The organism is Phyllobacterium sp. SL163, assembly GCF_049896885.1.
GTDB classification, from domain to species: domain Bacteria; phylum Pseudomonadota; class Alphaproteobacteria; order Rhizobiales; family Rhizobiaceae; genus Phyllobacterium; species Phyllobacterium calauticae.
Map to the genome: position 1 here is coordinate 180,299 of NZ_JAFCVE010000009.1, position 20,823 is coordinate 201,121.

Genomic DNA, 20,823 nt, shown 5'->3' on the forward strand with positions numbered 1-20,823 from the left:
TCAGTGACTTCCGTTGACGAATGCCATGTCGCCGCTGGTCAGTTCCACATCGCGCAGATCGCGCATGACATGGAAATTCTCGGTTTCGATGGTCGTCTCGGCAAGTTCAATCGACACGGAATAGCGCTCCGAAAAGGACTGGATGATTTCATCGACAATGATTTCAGGTGCGGACGCACCGGCGGAGAGGCCGACGGTGGCAATATCGCCGATCAGGTCCCAGTCGATATCCGCGGCCCGCTGCACCAGCAGCGATTGCGAAGCACCGGAGCGCTCTGCAACCTCGACCAGCCGCTTCGAATTGGACGAATTCGGCGCACCGACGACGAGGAACAGATCGCAACCAGGCGCCGCTGCTTTCACAGCGTCCTGACGGTTTGTCGTGGCATAGCAGATGGATTCGGCCGCCGGCGCAGTCAAATCCGGGAAACGGCTCTGCAAGGCTGCGATGATCCCGGCGGTGTCATCGACCGACAGCGTCGTCTGCGTGACGAAACCGAGGTTCTTCGGGTCCGCCGGCTGATAGTTCTCAGCGTCTTCGATGGTTTCGATCAAGGTTACCGCACCCTCCGGCAATTGCCCCATCGTTCCGATGACTTCAGGATGACCGGAATGGCCGACCAGAATGACGTGCCGCCCAAGCCGCTGATGGCGCATGGCCTGCTTGTGCACCTTGGAGACCAGCGGACAGGTGGCATCGAGATAGAAGAGGTTCTTGTGTTCCGCGTCTTCCGGCACCGACTTCGGCACGCCGTGCGCAGAGAAAACCACGGGCTGGCTGCGATGTTCTGCCGGGATTTCGTCGAGTTCTTCGACGAAAACGGCACCGCGCGCCTGCAGACCCTGCACCACATAGCGATTGTGCACGATTTCATGCCGGACATAAACCGGCGCACCGTATTTCTTCAGCGCCAGGACGACGATCTGGATGGCGCGATCCACCCCGGCGCAAAATCCGCGCGGTCCGCACAGGCGGATTGTCAGTGGTTTCTTGTCAGCCATGGTCATAGGTCTCGCGGAAGTCGAAGCGTTGGATGTGCCCATGGAATTGGGCGGCAATCAACGGGAAGTCAAGTCCGAAGGTTGAGTTTCTGCTTTGTCGCCCTGCCTGCGCCGCACCATGGAGATGATCACGATGGTGAGCAGCGTCGCCGCCAGACCATACCACGTGACCGCATATTGCAGATGGCTGTTGGGAAGATCGATGATGGTGACACCGCCGATGGGAAAGCCGCCGGGATTGGGCGTTTTGTCGGCATCGATGAAGAACGGTACCAGCTGTTCGGGATTGATGCTGGATTGCGCGGCCATAACAGGCAGGTCTTTCCAGAAATAGATGTTCTTGACGAGATCATTATCGGGAAGAATGGAGGACGGTTTTCCAGCCAACGGATTGCGCGCAAGCCCGGTGACGGTCACCGGTCCCGCCACTTCGCCCTGTTGGCGTGTCGACGCGTTCTTCTGGTCGTAGGGCACGAAGCCGCGGTTGACAAAAACCGCCCGGCCATCGTCGAGTTGCAGCGGGGTATAGATGAAGTAACCGGAATAGCCCTCATAGGTGGCGAAGAAATGCCGCTCGCGGTCATTGAGCAGACGCCCGGTGACTGTCACGGGACGGTATTCGACATCATGGTCCTGCGCCCAGATCTTTTCGATCTCCGCCAGCGGCTGCGGTGCGGAATGGGTGCGTGCGGCGATGGTTGCGAGCAGCGCTTCCTTCCATTGCAGGCGTTCCACCTGCCAGGTACCGAGCCCGATCAGAATGACAAAGAGGATAGCGCTGAGGCTCAGCGTGATCCATGGAAACCGGGTGGGCCTTACTGGCATTGCAATATCACTCATGGGCCGTGGGAATATCAAGACGCCCTTCCGCAGCCTTGTGTTTGTATTGAAGGGCAATCAGGACACCCTTCATCCAGCGCAGAGCGGTCAGGCAAAGCACAAGCGCCAGCGGAATCCACAGGATGAAATGCACCCAAAGCGGCGGATCGAGCGTGACTTCCATCCACAGCGCCAGACCGACGACGATGAACCCGATCAGCAGCATCACCAGCACGGCCGGACCATCGCCCGAATCGATAAAGGAATAATCGAGCCCGCAGCTGGAGCATTGCCGGGCCGGTGTCAGAAAACCATCGAACAGCTTGCCCTGCCCGCAGCGGGGGCAACGCGCCTTGACGCCCGCAGTGAACGGGTCAACTGGCGGATAAAGGGCTCTGTCTTCACTCATGGGTTGGTCTCGATCGGTGTTCCATCCTGGACCAGCGCCCAGATTTCATCCATTGCGCGATTAGTGACGCCATTGCACCCCTGTGTCCAGTCGATAAGTTGAAGCACCCGCCCCTCATGGAGATTGTGCCCAAACAACAAGGGCGGCCATGTTTCCATGACCGCCCTCTTTATTTCTGTTAGCAGCGGCTTGCTTATTCGACGGCCAGCGTCGCGCCCCATGAGGCCCAGACGTAGATCGAGAAGAACAGGAACAGCCAGACCACGTCAACGAAGTGCCAGTACCAGGCGGCAGCCTCGAAGCCGAAATGCTTCTGCGGGGTGAAATCGCCGCGCATGGCGCGCAGCAGGCAGACCAGCAGGAAGATCGTTCCGATGATCACGTGGAAGCCATGGAAACCAGTGGCCATGAAGAACGTCGCGCCGTAGATCGAATCCTTGAACGCGAACGGTGCGTGCATGTACTCGTAGCCCTGCACGAACGAGAAGAGCATGCCGAGCAGGACAGTCAGCGTCAGGCCGGTGATCAGGCCCTTGCGGTCCTTGTGGATCAGCGCATGGTGCGCCCAGGTGACCGTCGTACCGGACAGCAGCAGAATGATGGTGTTGTACAGCGGCAGATGCAGCGGATCGAGAACTTCGATGCCCTTGGGAGGCCAGTGACCGCCGGTGAATGCCGCGCGGGCAACCTGCTCTGCCTCGCCCGGGAACAGGCTGGCATCGAAGAAGGCCCAGAACCAGGCAACGAAGAACATCACTTCCGACGCGATGAACATGATCATGCCATAGCGCAGGTGCAGGGAAACGACGCGGGTGTGGTGCCCTTCCTTGCTCTCCCGGATGGTATCCGACCACCAGCCGAACATGGTGTAGAGAACGATGGCCAGGCCGATGAAGAACAACCATGGCTGTGCCAGGTTATGCCCAAAGAGCGGCAATTCCCCGCCGCTGTGGTAGCGCATGTAAGCGATGCCGCCGATAGCCATGACAAAAGCACCGACAGAGCCTAGGAACGGCCATGGGCTTGGGTCGATAATGTGGTAGTCGTGGTTCTTTGTGTGCGCTTCGGCCATTTTAACCCCCGCAAGTTCTATTCATCTGTTTAGCCACTGACAAAATGTCAGCGCAAGTTCAAAGCTGTCCCGATGGCTTGTCTTTCTTCACGTCCGCACTGGCGGCAACCGGTGCCGGCATCGCGATCGGAAAGAATGTGTAGGACAGGGTAATCGTGTTGACGCCCTTCAGTTCTTCCGAATTGACGATATCCGGATCGACGAAGAAAACGACGGGCATCTGCATGTCTTCGCCCGGCTTCAGGACGGTGTCGGTGAAGCAGAAGCACTCGACCTTGTTGAAGTAGGCACCGGCGGCCTGCGGCGTGACATTGAAGGCTGCGCGGCCGGCAGACGGCTTGTCCAGCTTGTTGATCGCTTCATAGTGAATGAGCTTGGTCTCGCCAATGTTCATCGTCACTTCGCGCTGCACCGGCTTGAACTGCCACGCCAACCCATCAGAGGTATTGGCGTCGAAGCGAACCGTGATCTTCTTGTCGAGGATCGTGTCGGACATCTGCTCGACCCGCTGGGTCGTGCCGCCATAACCGGTCACCTGACAGAACATGGCGTAGAGCGGCACGGCCGCAAAAGCCATGCCCACCATGCCGAAGAAGAAGGCAAGGCAGGAAATCGCGATTGTCCGGTCGGAGACCCGGCGCTTTGGCGCAGGCGTGCTATCCGCAGCTGGTATCTGGTTATCTTCCACAGGAGCGCTCATCACATCTGCCGTTCGAGAATCCTGGCACCGAGCTTGGCCCATGTGCCGACATAAACGAGGATCACAAACGCGGCCAAGGCCAGGGCAAGCGCGATGGAGCGGCTGCGCTGCGCCCTTTTCTGTTTGGGTGTCAGTGTAACGCGATCATCACTCATGTCATGCACCTGCCAGGAAAAGTGCTTTGCGCACAAGGATTTCGCCGAGAAGTACGGCATAGAGACTGAAAAGATAGAAGATCGAGAAAGCGAACATCTTCTTCGCCGGCTTGATCATCGGCGCGCCAACCGGCGCACGCCAGACGGTCCAGGCGTAGAAAAGGAACATTGCTCCGGCGCCGATGGAAAACACGCCATAGACAATGCCGGCAAAGCCCATGACCCAGGGCAGCACGGCAACCGGCGCCACCAGCAGCGTATAGAGGAAAATCTGAAACTTCGTCGACGCTTCGCCCATGACATTGGGCATCATCGGGATTTTGGCTTTCTCGTAATCATCCGACATGAACAGCGACAGCGCCCAGAAATGCGGTGGCGTCCACAGGAAGATGATCAGGAAAAGCACGATGCTTTCGATGCCGACCGAATTGGTCACGGCAGCCCAGCCGATCATGGGCGGAAATGCACCCGCAGCTCCGCCGATGACGATGTTCTGCGGCGTCGAGCGCTTCAGCCACATCGTATAGACCACCGCATAGAAGAAGATGGTGAAGGCCAGCAGGAACGCCGAGAGAAGATTGACGAAAAGGCCGAGCGTGACCACCGAGAACGCGGACAGCAGCAGACCGAAGGTCAGCACCTCTTCGCGCGTGATCCGGCCGGCCGGAATGGGACGGTTGGCGGTGCGCTTCATCACGGCATCGATATCGGAATCGTACCACATGTTCAGCGCGCCCGAAGCTCCGGCACCAACGGCGATGCAGAGAATGGCGATAACACCGAGAATGGGATTGATATGACCGGGCGCGGCCATCATGCCGACAATGGCGGTGAAGACAACCAGCGACATCACGCGCGGCTTGAGCAAGGCAATATAGTCCGACGCATTGGCTTCAGACAGGCCAATCGCGGTATCTACGGTTGCGTTTTTCTCAATCAGGGCCATTCGATCAGTCTTGTTGTTTCAGTCGTTTCAACTTGAAGATGCCCGGGCCGCTGGGGTTCAGCGGCCCGGTTGTATTGTTACTTGATGCGTGGAAGCTGTTCCCACTGATGGAACGGGGGTGGAGAAGACAGCTGCCATTCCAGTGTGGTCGCACCTGGACCCCAAGGGTTGGCGCCGGCTTCACGCTTCTTGGCAAAAGCCTCGAAGACACCGAAGAGGAAGATCAGCACGGCAACACCGGAGATGTAGGAACCGATGGACGATACTTCATTCCAGCCGGCGAATGCATCGGGATAGTCGATGTAGCGGCGCGGCATGCCGGCAAGTCCGAGGAAATGCTGCGGGAAGAACACCAGGTTAACACCGACGAACATCACCCAGAAGTGCGTGTGCGCAATGGTGTGGTTGTACATGTAGCCGGTCATCTTCGGGAACCAGTAGTACCAGCCCGCGAAAATTCCGAATACAGCACCCAGCGACAGCACGTAATGGAAATGCGCGATCACGTAGTAGGTGTCATGCATCGCACGGTCGAGACCGGCATTGGCCAGCTGCACGCCCGTTACACCACCAACGGTGAACAGGAAGATGAAGCCGATTGCCCAGACCATCGGCGGCTTGAACTCGATGGAACCGCCCCACATGGTCGCGATCCACGAGAAGATCTTCACGCCCGTCGGCACGGCGATGACCATCGTCGCGAAGACGAAGTAACGCTGTGTGTCGAGCGAAAGGCCAACCGTATACATATGGTGCGCCCAGACGATGAAGCCGACCACGCCGATGGCAACCATGGCATAGGCCATGCCGAGATAACCGAAGATCGGCTTGCGCGAGAATGTCGAGACGATGTGGCTGATGATGCCGAAGGCCGGCAGGATCATGATGTACACTTCGGGATGACCGAAGAACCAGAAGAGATGCTGGAACAGCAGCGGATCACCGCCACCTTCCGGTGAGAAGAACGTCGTGCCGAAGTTGCGGTCGGTCAAAAGCATGGTGATGCCGCCTGCCAGAACCGGCAGAGCCAGCAGCAGCAGGAATGCGGTGATCAGCACGGACCAGGCAAACAGCGGCATCTTGTGCAGCGTCATGCCGGGGGCACGCATGTTGAAGATCGTGGTGATGAAGTTGATCGCACCCAGGATCGACGATGCACCGGCAATATGCAGCGACAGGATGGCAAAATCCATCGCCGGGCCGGGCTGGCCGGTTGTCGAATACGGCGGATAGATTGTCCAGCCGCCACCCGTGCCGTAGCCGCCGGCAGGACCCGGAACGAACATGGACAGGAGGAGCAGAAGCAGTGCGGGCGGAAGCAGCCAGAACGAGATGTTGTTCATGCGCGGGAAGGCCATGTCAGGCGCACCGATCATGATCGGAACCATCCAGTTGGCGAAACCGCCGATCAGCGCAGGCATGACCATGAAGAAGATCATGACCAGACCATGTGCCGTCGAGAACACATTGTACATCTGCTTGCCACCATCGATGGCGGCGTCACCCTGGAAGCCGTAGACCATCGATGCAAGACCGCTGAAAATCTGGATGCCGGGCTGCTGAAGCTCGGCACGCATGGCGATCGAAAGACAACCGCCAATGATGCCGGCAACGATCGCGAAGATCAGATAGAGCGTGCCGATATCCTTGTGGTTGGTCGAATAAACCCAGCGCGTCCAGCCTGTCGGCTTATGGGCGCCATGGTCCTCGTGAGCTGCAGAACCTGCCATCAAAGTGCTCCCGTTCCTCAATAATTCGCGTCAACCAGCTCAGTTGCCGGCTACGTTTATGTTCTTGTCTGCGTCGATTTTAGCGGTGAGTGTCTTGTATGCGCCTGGAAGATCCTTCCCGGCAGCAGCAAACCACGCATCATACTGGCTTTGCGAAACCACATGGATCGCAATCGGCATGAACGCATGATCCTTGCCGCAAATCTGCGAGCACTGACCATAATACATGCCTTCCTTGTCTGCCTTGAACCATGTTTCATTGCTGCGGCCGGTGACAGCATCCATCTTGACGCCGAAGGCCGGCATCGAGAAGGAGTGGATCACGTCGGCACCCGTCACCAGAAGACGAACGGTTGTGTTCACGGGAACAACCATTTCATTGTCCACGGCAAGCAGACGGGGATAGGCCTTGCGGTCTTCCTTGCCTGCGGCGGCGCGATCGGCATCTTTGAGCATGACGGAGTCGAAGGAGACCGGTGCATCACCCACCTGGTATTCATAACCCCAATACCACTGGTAACCCGTCGCCTTGATCGTCATCTTGGCTTCTTCGGGCGAATACTGCGCGGTCAGAAGCTGGAAGGAAGGAATTGCCAGGAACAGAAGAATAACAACCGGACCAACGGTCCAGACCACTTCCACCGCCGTGTTGTGGCTCGTCTTGGACGGAACCGGATTGGCACTGGCGCGGTAGCGAATCATGACCCAGCCCAGAAGGACCATCACGAACAGTGTAATCGGGACGATGAACCACAATGTATAGTGCTCGAACCAGATGATCTGCTCCATAATGGCAGACCCTGCCGGCTGGAACGTCATCTGCCAAGGCTCAGGCTGTGCAGCATATGCAGTACCGGCACTTAACAGGCCCCCCAGGACACCCATCAGCGTGACAATGTTCTTCTTCACCTAGAAATCTCCCGAATGAAGCTTCAATTCCATACGTTAAGACCGGGCTTCAAAAGTGGCCCGGCGATATGCCGCGTTCAAATCACACATTAGCCTACATCGCAAGGAAGGCGAACGTGATGCCGTGCGGCATTTTTGCGCGCAGCGCGCCGCCTGTGGATGACAGCATCTTGTAAAGACGTATCTTTTTTCACTTTCCGGACGATTTTGACCAGCGACACGTGTAGGGCTCACAATCCGGCCATTTTTGCATTACACCAGAGATGACAGAGCCGCTGTATGCTGGGGAGTGTTTGAGCGGTATTCTTTTCATCCGGGCCGTGGCGGTTTAACGTCTGGATGATTCGTTTTGGAGCCTACATGTCCTCTTTCGCGCTACGTAGCATCGCCCTCGGTCTGCTTTCCCTGTCCATTGCCGGTTTTTCCGGCGGTGCCATGGCAGCGCAGCAGAGCGGCACGGTCAAATCCACTCACGGCGCATGGTCGATCCTGTGCGACACGCCGGCAGGCGCGAAATCAGAGCAATGCGCCCTGATTCAGAATGTCGTCGCGGCGGATCGCCCGGAAATGGGTCTTTCGGTCGTGGTTCTCAAAACCGCCGACAACAAGGCCAAGATCCTGCGCGTGCTTGCACCGCTCGGCGTGCTCCTGCCCAACGGGCTTGGCCTGAACGTGGATGGCAAGGATATCGGCCGCGCCTATTTCGTCCGCTGCTTCGAAGACGGCTGCTATGCGGAAGTCATCCTGGAAGATCAGCTGGTCCAGACTTTCAAGACCGGTAAGGCGGCAACCTTCATCGTCTTCCAGACGCCGGAAGAAGGCATCGGTATTCCCGTCGAGCTCAATGGATTTGGCGAAGGCTTCGACGCCCTCCCCTGATCGCTCCATAAGTTTTCTGTTGTAGCGGGGCCGGGCGAGGCCCTACATCCGCTTCATAATAACCTGAACGGATGAATGATCATGAAAAGCCTCATCGACAGTTTTGACGCACCGCGCGAAAAAATCCTCGAAACCGTCAAGCAAAGCCTTGAGGGCGCCGATGACGGCGAGCTTTTCATCGAATACCGGGAATCGGAAGGTCTTGCCTTCGACAATGGCCGTCTGAAGAACGGTACCTTCAATCAGGATCAGGGATTTGGTCTGCGCGCTGTTGCCGGTGAGGCCGTCGGCTATGCGCATGCGGGCGAGCTTTCGCTGGGCGCGCTCAAGCGTGCCGCCGATGCGGCCTCGGCCGTGCGCACCGGCTACACCGGCGCCTACACCGCTGCCCCTCCTGGAACCAACCGCAGTCTTTACGGCGACGAGAACCCGATTGGCTCGCCCAGTTTCGAAGCGAAAGTCAAACTGCTGCAGGAAATCGACGCCTATCTGCGCGCCAAGGACCCGAAGGTCCGGCAGGTCAGCGTATCGTTGGCAGGATCGTGGCAGCAGGTGGAAATCCTGCGTGCCGACGGGCATTTCGTCCGCGACATCCGCCCCATGGTCCGGCTCAACGTGTCCGTTGTCGTCGGCGATGGCGACCGCCAGGAAAGCGGTTCCTATGGAGCGGGCGGGCGCAAGGGTTTTGGCGAGTTCATCACTGCCGAAAAATGGCAGCATGCGGCGGATGAAGCGCTGCGCCAGGCTCTGGTCAATCTCGAGGCCATTCCTGCCCCGGCGGGAACATTCGATATTGTCCTGTCCAACGGCTGGCCCGGCGTGATGCTGCACGAAGCGGTCGGCCATGGGCTCGAGGGCGATTTCAACCGCAAGAAGACATCGGCCTTTGCCGGTCTGCTCGGTCAGAAAGTGGCGTCGAAGGGCGTTACCGTCGTCGATGACGGGACGATTTCCGAGCGTCGCGGCTCGCTGACCGTCGACGACGAAGGCATGCCAACCAACAAGACCGTTCTCATCGATGACGGCATTCTCGTCGGCTATATGCAGGACCGGCAGAACGCACGCCTGATGGGCATGCAGCCCACCGGGAACGGACGGCGCGAATCCTATGCGCACGCGCCGATGCCCCGCATGACCAACACCTATATGCTCGACGGCGACAAGACGCCGGAAGAAATCATCGCCTCGGTCAAGAACGGCATCTATGCGGTTTCGTTCGGCGGCGGCCAGGTGGATATCACGTCAGGCAAGTTCGTGTTCGGCTGCACCGAGGCCTACATGATCGAGAACGGCAGGATTGCCGCGCCGGTCAAAGGTGCGATGCTGATTGGCAATGGCCCCGATGCCATGCAGCGCATTTCCATGATCGGCAACGATCTGCAGCTCGACACGGGCATGGGCAATTGCGGCAAGGGCGGCCAATGGGTGCCGGTCGGCGTCGGCCAACCGCACCTGCGAATGGACCAGATGACCGTGGGTGGAACGGCGGTCTGAACCGCCCTTCCCAACCCTATTTCTTCGAGAGCAACGCCACCGCTTCCACATGCGACGACCAGAGAAACTGGTCGATCGGCACAACGCGGTCGATCTTGTAGCCACCCTTGACGAGGATGCTCAGATCGCGCCCGAGCGTCACCGGATTGCAGGAGACCGCAGCCACTTTCGGCACATTCGATTTTGCAATCTCGATGGCCTGGGCTTCCGCACCGGCGCGCGGCGGATCGAAGACCAGCCCGGTATAGGGAGCAAGCTCACGCGCCAGAAACGGCCGGCGGAACAGATCACGGCGCTCGACGCTGACCGGCTTCAAGCCCTGAACATGACGCGCACCACGATCCAGCGCATCAATCGCGACCTGTTCGCTTTCCACGGCATGAACGGCAGACTTTTCCGCCATCCGCAACGCGAACGTGCCGGAGCCGCAGAACAGATCGAGGGTTTTCTTGGCCTTGGCGAGATGCCCTGTCACCAGCGCAGCCATGACCTCCTCCGCCTCGATGGTTGCCTGCAGGAATCCGCCGGCTGGAAGATAGACCGGAACCTTGCCGAAATGCACCAGCGGCTTTTTCGGTTCGACGATGATTTCACCCTCGAAGCTCAACCGGGCAAAACCCTTTTTCAGAACAAGGTTCGTCAGGGCATGCCGCTTGGCAGCATCAGGCGCGCCGCATCCCGATGCGGTGATGTCGAGCCCGGAGGCAGTGGCCGTGACAGTCAGCTTGAAAGGCTTCATGCCGCCACCCAGCACCGCAACCACTTCGCGCAGGTCATCCAGCCGTGAAACGATTTCCGGAACCGTGACAGCACATTCCGTGATGTCGATGAGTTCGTGGCTCTGGTGTCTGTTGAACCCGAGCACGGCGCCATGGTCGCTGGTGCGGACGGCAAAGACTGCCCTGCGGCGGGTCTGCGGCGCGCAGGGCACGAGCGGATCAAGCTTGAACTGCAATCCGCGCCCGCCGAGCGCGTCCTGCACCAGCGAACGCTTCCAGTCCTGATAGGCGCTGTCCTGCCAATGCTGGAGCGCGCAACCGCCGCACTCCTCAAAATGGCGGCAGGCGGGATCGATCCGCTCTGCCGATGCCTCAAGCAGGGCCATCATCGTTGCACGGCCGTTTTCCAGCGCGACATTGGCGACCTCGCCGGGCAGCGAGAACGGCACATAGACACTGCCTGCCGTCGTTGCGGCAATGCCGTCGCCACCGGCGCCCATCCGCTCAATTGTTACGCGCGTGCTCATCAGCTCTTCAATCTTTTCTCTTCAAACCGGCCAGAAGATATTCGCGATTGCCATCGCCGCCTTCTATGGGCGAAGGGCACAGCCCCAGGGCTTTCCAGCCCGGCAATCCATCCAGCCAGTTCCTTAGAGCATTTGCAACGCGTTCGCCATCCATTGGATCGCGCAAAATGCCACCCTTGCCGATCGCCTCGCGGCCGGCCTCGAACTGCGGCTTGACCAGGAGGACGCAGTGACTGCCGGGTTCGGCCAATTCCAACGCGGGCGGCAAAGCGAGTTTCAGCGAGATGAAGCTGACATCCGACACCACCAGCCCGATGCTTTGCCCGCCCAGATGATCGCGGGACAGCACCCGTGCATTCAGGCCTTCGAGATTGGTGACGCGCGGATCGGTGCGCAGGCTGTCATGCAGCTGGTCGTGGCCGACATCGACGGCAATGACGTGCGTTGCGCCGCGTTCCAGCAGGACCTGGGTGAAACCGCCGGTGGATGCGCCGATATCCAGCGCACTGAGGGCATGCGCATCGATGGAAAACCGGTCAAGACCGGCAATCAGTTTCAATGCGGCGCGCGAAACGTAACCGCTTGCCGGGTCGTCGACACCGATGACGGCCGTGCCGGAAAACGTTGCTCCGGGCTTGGTGACCACCGAATTGTCGACGGTGACCGTGCCGCGCACAATCGCGTCTCTTGCCCGCGAACGGCTGGCAAACAGGCCCTTTTCGACAAGCAGTTGATCCAGCCGCATTGCTGCCTATGCCCTGGCTGGCGCTGCCAGATAATCGCGACCGAACGCCCCGAAGACAGTCTGGACGATGCCAGCCCGGTCGAGCCCCGAACGCGCATACATGGCTTCCGGCTTGGCGTGATCGAGATAGAGGTCAGGCAAGGTCAGAGTGCGGACGCGCAAGCCATGGTCGAGCAGGCCATCGCGGCTGAGGAAGTGCAAGACGTGTGAAGCAAAGCCGCCGATTGCGCCCTCTTCCACCGTTACAAGCACCTGATGTTCGCGCGCCAGACGGCGGATCATATCTTCATCCAGCGGCTTGGCGAAGCGGGCATCGGCAACGGTGGTGGAAAGCCCTGCGGCATCCAGCTCATCGGCAGCCGCCAGGCATTCCTGCAGGCGCGTGCCGAAGGAGAGCAATGCAACCTTGCTGCCTTCGCGGATGATGCGGCCCCTGCCGATCTGCAGGATCTGTCCGCGTTCGGGCAGATCGATGCCAATGCCATCGCCGCGCGGATAGCGGAACGAAATCGGACCCTCGTCATATTCTGCGGCGGTACGCACCATGTGGCGCAGTTCGGCCTCATCGGAGGCTGCCATTACGACAAAGCCCGGCAATGCGGCGAGAAAGCCCGTATCGAACGAGCCTGCATGGGTCGCGCCGTCGGCGCCGACCAGCCCCGCGCGATCAATCGGGAAACGCACCGGGAGATTCTGCAGGGAAACGTCATGCACGACCTGGTCGTAGCCGCGCTGCAGGAAGGTGGAATAGATCGCGGCGAACGGCTTGAAACCTTCCGTCGCGAGGCCCGCGGCAAAGGTGACGGCGTGCTGCTCGGCAATGCCGACGTCGAACACCCGGTCCGGAAAGACTTCGCCGAAGAGATCGAGCCCGGTGCCACCCGGCATGGCGGCGGTGACGGCGACGATCTTGTCGTCGTGGCGGGCTTCTTCGATCAAGCTCGTGGCAAAAATCTTGGTATAGCTCGGCGCGTTCGCTGGCGGTTTGGCCTGTGCGCCGGTGATGACGTCGAATTTGTTGACGCCATGATACTTGTCGGCGGCGGCTTCCGCGGGGGCATAGCCCTTGCCCTTCTGGGTGACCACGTGAACCAGCACGGGGCCATCCATCGTATCGCGGACATTTTTCAGAACCGGCAGGAGGTGATCGAGATTGTGCCCGTCAATCGGGCCGACATAGTAGAAGCCGAGTTCCTCGAACATCGTGCCGCCAGTCCAGAAACCGCGCACATATTCTTCCGAGAGCCGGGCCTTTTCCTGCAGGAATTTCGGCAGTTTCTTCGCCAGTTGCTTGGCGGTCTCGCGAATGGAGCGGTAGGTCCGGCCGGACACCAGCCGCGCCAGATAGGCGCTCATGGCTCCCGTGGGCGGCGCAATCGACATGTCATTGTCATTGAGGATCACGATCAGCCGCGCATCGAGCGCGCCGGCATTGTTCATCGCCTCATAGGCCATGCCCGCCGACATGGCACCGTCGCCGATGACCGAGATCACATTGCGCTTGATGCCGGAAAGATCGCTGGCAACCGCCATGCCGAGACCGGCGGAAATGGAGGTCGAAGAATGAGCGGCGCCAAAAGGGTCGTATTGGCTTTCGCTGCGCTTGGTGAAGCCGGAAAGCCCGCCCTCCTGCCGCAGCGTGCGGATACGGTCACGGCGGCCTGTCAGTATCTTGTGCGGATAGGCCTGATGGCCGACATCCCAGATGATCCGGTCATGCGGCGTATCGAAAACGTGATGCAGCGCAACCGTCAGCTCGACAACGCCAAGACCGGCTCCCAGATGACCGCCGGTGGTCGAAACGGCATCCACCAGCTCCGCCCGCAGCTCCTGTGCCAGTTGCGGCAGGTCGGTCTCCGGCAAGGCGCGCAAATCCGCGGGGATTATGACGCGGTCGAGCAGCGGTGTTTCCAGTTTTTTCGCCAAAGCACAGGTTCCAGTTCCAAGGTCAATTCTTGCCAGAAGGCTGGCGCTTCCTAGATGAATTCCGCCGAAGCAGCAAGCAGTCCAGCCTTCCCGCTGCGCATGTCAATTTTCAGGCAGAGGGATGAATTCTTCCTCGTCGCCCGGCACAATATCGAAACGGCCCGAGCGCCATTCCTCTTTCGCCTGTTCGATCCGCTCTTTCGATGAAGAGACGAAATTCCACCAGACATAGCGCTTGGATGGCATGATCGCGCCGCCGAACAGCATGAAATGCGCGCCTTGCGGTGCCGATACGACAATTTCGTCTCCGGCGCGGAAGGCCAGCAGGCGATCGGCAGGAAAACTCTCCCCGGAAATCTCCACGGACCCATCCAACGTATAGATTGCCCGCTCTTCAGCGGCGTCCGCCGGTATCTGGATATGCCCGCCCGGTTGCAGGCGGATATCGATGTAGAGTGTCTCGGCATGCTGCTTTACCCGCGATCCCGCACCATGGAATGTTCCCATGACCACACGTGCTTCCATGCCGGCCTCGCGCAGCACCGGCAGTTCGCCCGCCGCCGTATTGGCAAAGGTGGGGTCGATTTCCTCGAGATGATCGGGCAGCGCCAGCCATGTCTGCAGGCCCGATATGGGCAGCGGCTGGGTGCGCAGCTCTTCCGGCGAGCGTTCGGAATGGACAATACCGCGGCCGGCGGTCATCAGATTGACGTCACCCGGCCGGATGACCATTTCGGTGCCGAGACTGTCGCGATGACGGATATTACCGTCAAAGAGATAGGTGACCGTGGACAGGCCGATATGCGGGTGCGGACGCACGTCAAGCGCATCGGTGGGACGCAAAATGGCCGGTCCCATGCGGTCAAAGAAAATGAACGGGCCGACAAGCCGCCGCTTGGCGGTGGGCAGTGCGCGGCGAACCTGCAGGCCGCCGACATCGCTCGTGCGCGGGATGATCAGCGTTTCAATCGAATCAACGGCCGTGGTGTCGCCGGGTTGCGGATCATTGCCGGGAAAAAAGCTCATCAACGCTGCTCCAACTCATCGGAGCCGCATCATAGCGTCTCGCAGCCCGGCTGAACAGCCGCGGTCTATTCCGGGTCGAGCGGCTCGGTGCCGGCGGGCTGGCCGTCGCGGCCTAGCCGGATTTTTTCGACCTTGTCCTCCGCGGCGCGCAACAGCGTATCGCAATGTTTTTTCAGGGCTTCGCCGCGTTCATAGATGCGGATCGACTGCTCAAGCGGCACATCGCCGCGCTCGAGATCATCGACAATCTTTTCCAGTTGATCGAGCGCCTGCTCGAAGCTCATGGCGGCGATATCGGCATTGGGTTGTACATCGGCCATGGTTTCAACCTTTCATCAAACGTTTGATATGTGCGCCGGCAGACAGCGACATGCCCTTGAGGTCGTAGCCGCCTTCCAGCAGGCTGACAAGCCGGTTCGACGCATACTTCCCAGCTCTTTCCAGCAAAACGCCGGTGGCCCAGTCGAAATCATCCTCGTCCAGATTGATCTCGGCCAGGGGATCGCGATGATGCGCATCGAAACCGGCCGAAATGATGATCAGATCCGGCTGGAAGCTGTCGAGCGACGGCAGGATACGCGTCTTGAATGCCTCGCGGAAATCCTCACTCCCGGTCTGGGGGGCGAGCGGTGCATTGACGATATTGCCCGCGCCCGTTTCATCCCTGGCGCCGGTGCCGGGATAGAGCGGCATCTGGTGGGTCGAGCAGTAAAGCACGGACGGATCGTCCCAGAAAATGTCCTGCGTGCCATTGCCGTGGTGCACATCCCAGTCAACGATGGCGATCCGCTCCGCCCCATGCACCTTCTGGGCGTGGCGGGCGGCAATGGCGGCATTGTTGAACAGGCAAAAGCCCATGGCCCGGTTGCGCTCCGCATGGTGCCCCGGCGGGCGCGATGCGACAAAGACATTGTCCGCCTGGCCGTTAAAGACATCATCGACCGCCGCATTGGCCGCGCCGATGGCAGCAAGCGCCGCCTCCCAGCTCTTCGGGCTGACGGAGGTATCGGCATCGACCCGGGTGATTCCCGCGTCCGGAATGGCCGCACGGACCCGCTCGAGATAATGATCCGGATGGGCATAGAGGATCGTTGCCGCGTCACCCGGCGGCGCCAGCACCCGGTCCAGGGCATCGAACGCACTGTCCTCCAGCACCTTGTTCAGCGCCCGCAGCCGGTCCGGCCGCTCGGGATGGCCGACGGGCGTCAAATGCTCGAGATAGATCGGGTGCGTATAAAGACGGGTGACCATATCGGCTTTCTGCAACTGTGAATGGACATCGGCACAAGGCTTGGGTTGCGCCGGGAGAATGTGCACAGACACCGCGCTTCGCACAAGAGCCAAAGCAGCGGACCTTGCATGGTTTTCCCGAACTTCGGGCGGGATCAACAGGGCCATCGAGACTGAAATTTCGCATATTTCAGCGAAAACCTCGACCAATGTCTAATTGACGGCCTCCCGCTCGATGTAGGAATATTATCCCTTTAAAGGATAGTATTCATGAATTTACAGAATGAACATTCTTCCAGACACCTCCGGCTCCGCTGGCATCTTTCCGCCAACGCGCTCCAGCTCAAGGCGCTGAAACTCGCACCGCCCAACAGCCTGCGCAGCGATCAGTACCGCCAGCTCGACTATCAGCGCGCCTTGCTGGAGGCCGAACTCAGGCTGCAGGAGGAAATCGATCTTCTGCGGAAATACGATCCCGACCAGCCGCGCGAGCCAGCCGGAGTACCGGAGGGTGGACAGTGGACCGATGCGGCGGGCGCAAGTGCCGTACTGGGAGCAGCCGCGGCAGGTACCCATGCGCAGGGCTCTCAACCCGCTATACCAGCGCTTCGTAATCCCGCCAATACGCCAAAGCTGTCATCCGGAAATGTTCGTGGCATTGCCACTCTGTCAGCAATCGTGCCACGCATACGGTGGAACGACGACATTGGCAGTCAAGTCGAAGAATATAACGAACTGACCGCAGAAGTTGGGGACGATGCTCGTCTCGTTCCTATTATCGCGTCCCGTGCGCAAGCCTATACCAAGGGCAAAGACGACGCGAAAGTCTGGGCCGCCGTCGCGGCCCTCTCACGGGACGAGGCGGCAAAATATTGCCCTAACTTCCTGAGAGTTCAGACCATGCTGAATGAGGCGGCGAGAGAAGCCGGACCGGTTTCCAATTTTGGCTCGACGACGCTTCGGGGTACAGCGATTCATTCCCTGCTCAAGCAGAAAGTCGAGAACATCGGAAGTCCCGACCTGCGCGCTGAAATATCCGCTCTTAAATCGCTCAGCGGATCACTGGCAGATCGCATTTATCCATCGCACAACGACCCATCCAGGTGGGCAAAATATGCGGGCAAGGGGACAATTCGCGTCGATGTCTATGACAGGGCCTCGGAAAAACTTGTCTGTGTCTATGACGCAAAAACCGGGAAAAGAGATATCACGGTTCCGCGGTTGGGTGAAATCGGCAGAACAGTCGCCAGGTATTTTGGCGAAGGCACACAATTCTTTGTCATGGGGATGAAACCGTTCGAATGACCACGATCACGCAAACCAAACAAGCCGTCCAGCCTCTGCTCGCTCGCCATTCTGATCTGGCGCTGGTGGGGCGATACCTCATCCTGACGCCTGTGCGGCATTTTGTTCGCGGCGTCTTCATCGATCGCAGCATCAATCAACACGCATTTGTGCCGACGCTGAGTGTCTGTCTTACATTTGATGGCGACACCGAACAGGGCATCGGCTGGGGTGACCGGTTCACCTACCGTTCCTTTGAGGACGCCGATCCTGACCTCGTCGATAAACGGAAAAACGACCCGCGCTTCGGCGTCTGGGACATACGCTATCCCGAGAATATTGAACTGATGCTGCGGTTCACCGAGGCGGCGTTGCAATCGTTACGCGCGATGGTCACGTTCGAGCAAATGATGGAGTTTGCCCGCCGCTACGAGAACAATCTGACGCCGTTTGAATTCATGTATTATCCACGGCTGCTAATGGCCGCAGCCACCGGCGATTTCGAGACGGCAAGATACATCGTCGGCAAAAGGGAGGGACTAAGGCAAAGCTTTGAGGTCCATTATCCAGCATTCTGTCCGGCCCTGCTTTCCGAAGACCGGGCGGCACTGGCCAAATGTCTGCATGATCTGGAAGCAAAGACAATCAAGAATCTCAAGTTCACAAAATTCTGGGAGCCAACGCCCTTCCCGCTGGAAATGGATGGAGGCTGATGACAACAGGCGCTGAAATTCGCAAGATGGAAAAACCGCTGCTCGAACGCCACGATGATCTCGCAATGGTCGGGCGTTTCATGGTCGTCAAACCCATTCACCACCTTCGACGTGGAATTTATCTGGATTATTGCCGAACACCTTGGATGTTTGATCCGATAACCGTAGTGGATCTCCTAATTCCGCCAAGTGACGTCATCACGCTGGGGTTCGGTGATTTCCTTTCTGATCCCAAAACAGGATATTGGGACGCTACGAATCCGGACTCCGTTCAGCGGCTTTTCGATCTGCTCGAAGAAAAGATTCTGCCACAGCTTCGTTCCACAACGACATTTGATCATTATCGAGAATTAGCCGCGCAGTACGAGGCCTCCGGTGACTATTATGACTGGGATCGCTTCCTTGAGATGCTGATTGCCACGGCGACAGGCAATCTGGACCTTGCTCAATCCATCGTCGAACCATTGCCGGGCATGCAACACTATCTCGCGCGATTGGCGCCGTCTTTCTGCCCGGCCCTACTGGCGCGAGACTGTGTCGAAATCGCCAGGATTCTGCACGAGTGGGAGGCGCTGGCTGTCCAGAAATGCAAACTGGAGAAATTCTGGGAGCCCACGCCCTTCCCGCTGGAATTGATCGAGGCTCCGCCGGTCAGGCCGCCGCCAGGGCCTGGGTAAGGTCGGCGATCAGATCGTCGGGGTGTTCGATGCCGATCGACAGCCGGATGGTCGAATCGAGCACGCCGATCCGCTGGCGCACATCCACGGGCACGCCGGAATGGGTCATGGTGGCGGGGTGACTGGCAAGGGATTCGGTGCCACCGAGGCTGACCGCCAGCTTGAGGATTTGCAGCGCATTCAGGAACTTGAAGGCTGCGGGCTGGCCGCCACGAATATCGAACGAGAAGGTGGAACCGGCACCGGTGCACTGCGCGGCAAAGGTGCGGCCGAGCGGTGAGTTCGCATCGTGATAGGGCAGGTAGTGGATTTTTTCCACTTTCGGATGATCGCGCAGAAAATCCGCGACGGCGAGCGCATTGTTATCGGCCTTTTCCATGCGGATGCTCAGGGTCTCCAGCGAGCGGCCAAGCATCCAGCAGGAATGCGGGTCGAGCTGCGTGCCGATGGCACCGCGCAGCGCCTTGACCTGTTTCATCACGGCCTTCGAGCCGAGTGCCGCACCGGCGATCAGATCGGAATGGCCGCCGACATATTTTGTCAGCGAGTACAGGGAGATATCGGCGCCATGCTCGATCGGGCGCTGGAAAACCGGTCCGAGCAGGGTGTTGTCGCAGGCGATCACCGGCGTGTGCCCCTGCTTTTTGCCGATGGCGTCGGCAATGCGGCGGATCATCGCCACATCGACCAGGCTGTTGGTCGGGTTGGCGGGCGTTTCGATGAGGATGATGGAGACGCGGCCCCTGCTCATCGCCTCATCGGCGGCCGCCTGCACCGAGGATTCGTTGACGCCATCGGCAAAGCCGACGGCAGCCACGCCCATAGTGAGGAATGTCCTCGCCAGCAGGGTTTCCGTGCCGCCATAGAGCGGCTGCGAATGCAGCACCGCATCACCCGGGCGCACGAAGGCCAGCAGGGTCGTCGCAATGGCCGACATGCCGGAGGAGAACAGCGCGCAGCTTTCCGTGCGCTCATAGACAGCCAAGCGGTCCTCGACGATTTCGCTGTTGGGGTGGTTGAAACGCGAATAGACGAGGCCGGCACCGACGCCGGCCGGCGGCTCCTTGCGGCCGGAGACGAAATCAAAGAAATCGCGGCCTTCCTCGGCGGATTTGAACACGAAGGTCGAGGTCAGGAACACCGGCGGCTTGACCGCGCCTTCCGACAGTTCCGGATCGTAGCCATAGTTCAGCATCAATGTTTCAGGATGCAATTTGTGGTTGCCGATATGGGTTTTGGACGGATGGGGCGCGGCCATGCGAATCTCCTCGCGTGAGGGGTGGGGTGCTATCAAGCAAATTATATCAAATGCAGGGATCAATCCTTGCTTTTTACGATCAAATTGCATTGATTGACGCTAACAATTGCCATGAATGAGAGATTATGACGCAGAAAATTGCTGACGAGACCGACCGGCGCATTCTCAGGGAATTGCAGGCGGATGCGCGGATCACCAACAACGATCTGGCCGAGCGGGTCGGACTGTCCCCTTCCCCCTGCCTGCGCCGCCTGCGGCGGATGGAGGAAGCTGGCATCATCCGGGGGTACACCGCCCTCGTCGACCCTGTCATCGAGGGGTGGACCATGGCCGCCATCGCCACGATCCGGCTCAGCCGCCAGCATGAGGATGAGATCGTCATGTTCGAGGAGGCGATCCGCGGCTGGGATGAGGTGCTGGAATGCCACCTTGTCACCGGTTCACGCGATTATGTGCTGAAAGTCATGAGCGCCGGGCTGGAACAATATGAGCGCTTCATCAAGGAGAAGATCGCCCGGCTGAAATGCGTCGCTTCCATCGAGACCAGCTTTGTCATGAACACGATCAAGGAGCGGCGGGTCTAGGTCATTCAATCCCAAAATG

General features: G+C 59.3%; 22 protein-coding genes. 6 read left to right on the top strand and 16 right to left on the bottom strand.

The window, feature by feature from the left end; all coding sequences use genetic code 11:
* The 9 genes from ispH to coxB form a co-directional block, all read right to left on the bottom strand.
* Positions 1 to 1,008 (bottom strand): 4-hydroxy-3-methylbut-2-enyl diphosphate reductase, encoded by a 1,008-nt coding sequence (gene ispH / locus ACP7B1_RS20375; protein WP_346306381.1) that lies wholly within the window; start codon positions 1,006 to 1,008, stop codon positions 1 to 3.
* 51 nt (positions 1,009 to 1,059) lie between these two features.
* Positions 1,060 to 1,827, bottom strand: a complete 768-nt coding sequence (locus ACP7B1_RS20380) for an SURF1 family protein (protein WP_346306382.1) — start codon at positions 1,825 to 1,827, stop codon at positions 1,060 to 1,062.
* Positions 1,828 to 1,834: 7 nt separating this feature from the next.
* A complete protein-coding gene (locus ACP7B1_RS20385; RefSeq protein ID WP_346306383.1) occupies positions 1,835 to 2,230 on the bottom strand; it encodes a DUF983 domain-containing protein in 396 nt (131 codons plus the stop codon).
* A gap of 193 nt (positions 2,231 to 2,423) precedes the next feature.
* Positions 2,424 to 3,302, bottom strand: coding sequence for a cytochrome c oxidase subunit 3 (locus tag ACP7B1_RS20390; RefSeq protein WP_223611535.1), 879 nt, complete (start codon positions 3,300 to 3,302; stop codon positions 2,424 to 2,426).
* 58 nt (positions 3,303 to 3,360) lie between these two features.
* Positions 3,361 to 4,002 (bottom strand): cytochrome c oxidase assembly protein, encoded by a 642-nt coding sequence (locus ACP7B1_RS20395; protein ID WP_223611536.1) that lies wholly within the window; start codon positions 4,000 to 4,002, stop codon positions 3,361 to 3,363.
* Positions 4,002 to 4,157 (bottom strand): hypothetical protein, encoded by a 156-nt coding sequence (locus ACP7B1_RS20400; protein ID WP_165401776.1) that lies wholly within the window; start codon positions 4,155 to 4,157, stop codon positions 4,002 to 4,004. The genes ACP7B1_RS20395 and ACP7B1_RS20400 overlap by 1 nt, the downstream gene beginning before the upstream one ends.
* Before the next feature lies 1 nt (position 4,158).
* Positions 4,159 to 5,103 (bottom strand): heme o synthase, encoded by a 945-nt coding sequence (cyoE, locus tag ACP7B1_RS20405; protein WP_223611537.1) that lies wholly within the window; start codon positions 5,101 to 5,103, stop codon positions 4,159 to 4,161.
* Between the two features lie 77 nt (positions 5,104 to 5,180).
* The gene (ctaD, locus tag ACP7B1_RS20410; protein WP_346306384.1) at positions 5,181 to 6,833 is read right to left on the bottom strand and encodes a cytochrome c oxidase subunit I; all 1,653 of its coding nucleotides are present in this window, start codon (positions 6,831 to 6,833) and stop codon (positions 5,181 to 5,183) included.
* Between the two features lie 39 nt (positions 6,834 to 6,872).
* Positions 6,873 to 7,718: a cytochrome c oxidase subunit II gene (coxB, locus tag ACP7B1_RS20415; protein WP_105737343.1), complete on the bottom strand. Its 846-nt coding sequence runs from the start codon at positions 7,716 to 7,718 to the stop codon at positions 6,873 to 6,875.
* Between the two features lie 384 nt (positions 7,719 to 8,102).
* Here coxB and ACP7B1_RS20420 point away from each other — a divergent pair, with 384 nt between their 5' ends.
* Together ACP7B1_RS20420 and tldD are read left to right on the top strand one after the other, a co-directional pair.
* Positions 8,103 to 8,621, top strand: a complete 519-nt coding sequence (locus ACP7B1_RS20420; protein WP_223611539.1) for an invasion associated locus B family protein — start codon at positions 8,103 to 8,105, stop codon at positions 8,619 to 8,621.
* Positions 8,622 to 8,702: 81 nt separating this feature from the next.
* Entirely contained in the window at positions 8,703 to 10,115 is a 1,413-nt protein-coding gene (gene tldD / locus ACP7B1_RS20425) for a metalloprotease TldD (protein ID WP_346306385.1), read from the top strand.
* Between the two features lie 16 nt (positions 10,116 to 10,131).
* Here the strand turns inward: tldD and ACP7B1_RS20430 are convergent, their stop codons facing one another.
* The 6 genes from ACP7B1_RS20430 to ACP7B1_RS20455 all read right to left on the bottom strand — a co-directional run bounded on the left by ACP7B1_RS20430 (position 10,132) and on the right by ACP7B1_RS20455 (position 16,309).
* Positions 10,132 to 11,361, bottom strand: coding sequence for a class I SAM-dependent RNA methyltransferase (locus ACP7B1_RS20430; RefSeq protein ID WP_346306386.1), 1,230 nt, complete (start codon positions 11,359 to 11,361; stop codon positions 10,132 to 10,134).
* A gap of 7 nt (positions 11,362 to 11,368) precedes the next feature.
* Positions 11,369 to 12,106 carry a TlyA family RNA methyltransferase gene (locus ACP7B1_RS20435; RefSeq protein ID WP_346306387.1) on the bottom strand — a complete coding sequence of 246 codons (738 nt, stop codon included), beginning with the start codon at positions 12,104 to 12,106 and terminating at the stop codon, positions 11,369 to 11,371.
* Between the two features lie 6 nt (positions 12,107 to 12,112).
* Complete coding sequence (gene dxs, locus ACP7B1_RS20440; protein WP_346306388.1) at positions 12,113 to 14,032, bottom strand: 1-deoxy-D-xylulose-5-phosphate synthase; 1,920 nt, start codon at positions 14,030 to 14,032, stop codon at positions 12,113 to 12,115.
* 102 nt (positions 14,033 to 14,134) lie between these two features.
* Complete coding sequence (locus tag ACP7B1_RS20445; protein WP_229490873.1) at positions 14,135 to 15,058, bottom strand: pirin family protein; 924 nt, start codon at positions 15,056 to 15,058, stop codon at positions 14,135 to 14,137.
* A gap of 65 nt (positions 15,059 to 15,123) precedes the next feature.
* Positions 15,124 to 15,378: an exodeoxyribonuclease VII small subunit gene (locus ACP7B1_RS20450; protein WP_105736989.1), complete on the bottom strand. Its 255-nt coding sequence runs from the start codon at positions 15,376 to 15,378 to the stop codon at positions 15,124 to 15,126.
* 4 nt (positions 15,379 to 15,382) lie between these two features.
* The gene (locus ACP7B1_RS20455) at positions 15,383 to 16,309 is read right to left on the bottom strand and encodes a histone deacetylase family protein (protein WP_346306389.1); all 927 of its coding nucleotides are present in this window, start codon (positions 16,307 to 16,309) and stop codon (positions 15,383 to 15,385) included.
* Positions 16,310 to 16,558: 249 nt separating this feature from the next.
* On the opposite strand from ACP7B1_RS20455, the gene ACP7B1_RS20460 reads away from it, so the two are divergent.
* From ACP7B1_RS20460 to ACP7B1_RS20470, 3 genes are read left to right on the top strand one after another with little or no spacing between them, the layout of a single operon-like run.
* The gene (locus ACP7B1_RS20460) at positions 16,559 to 17,593 is read left to right on the top strand and encodes a hypothetical protein (protein ID WP_229490876.1); all 1,035 of its coding nucleotides are present in this window, start codon (positions 16,559 to 16,561) and stop codon (positions 17,591 to 17,593) included.
* Complete coding sequence (locus tag ACP7B1_RS20465; protein ID WP_229490878.1) at positions 17,590 to 18,285, top strand: hypothetical protein; 696 nt, start codon at positions 17,590 to 17,592, stop codon at positions 18,283 to 18,285. Before ACP7B1_RS20460 ends, ACP7B1_RS20465 begins: the two co-directional genes overlap by 4 nt.
* Positions 18,285 to 18,962 carry a hypothetical protein gene (locus ACP7B1_RS20470; protein ID WP_229490880.1) on the top strand — a complete coding sequence of 226 codons (678 nt, stop codon included), beginning with the start codon at positions 18,285 to 18,287 and terminating at the stop codon, positions 18,960 to 18,962. Before ACP7B1_RS20465 ends, ACP7B1_RS20470 begins: the two co-directional genes overlap by 1 nt.
* Here the strand turns inward: ACP7B1_RS20470 and ACP7B1_RS20475 are convergent.
* Positions 18,937 to 20,220 (bottom strand): cystathionine gamma-synthase family protein, encoded by a 1,284-nt coding sequence (locus tag ACP7B1_RS20475; RefSeq protein ID WP_229490882.1) that lies wholly within the window; start codon positions 20,218 to 20,220, stop codon positions 18,937 to 18,939. The genes ACP7B1_RS20470 and ACP7B1_RS20475 overlap by 26 nt on opposite strands.
* A 125-nt stretch (positions 20,221 to 20,345) precedes the next feature.
* Here ACP7B1_RS20475 and ACP7B1_RS20480 point away from each other — a divergent pair, with 125 nt between their 5' ends.
* A complete protein-coding gene (locus ACP7B1_RS20480) occupies positions 20,346 to 20,804 on the top strand; it encodes an Lrp/AsnC family transcriptional regulator (RefSeq protein WP_229490883.1) in 459 nt (152 codons plus the stop codon).
* Positions 20,805 to 20,823: the final 19 nt, after the last annotated feature.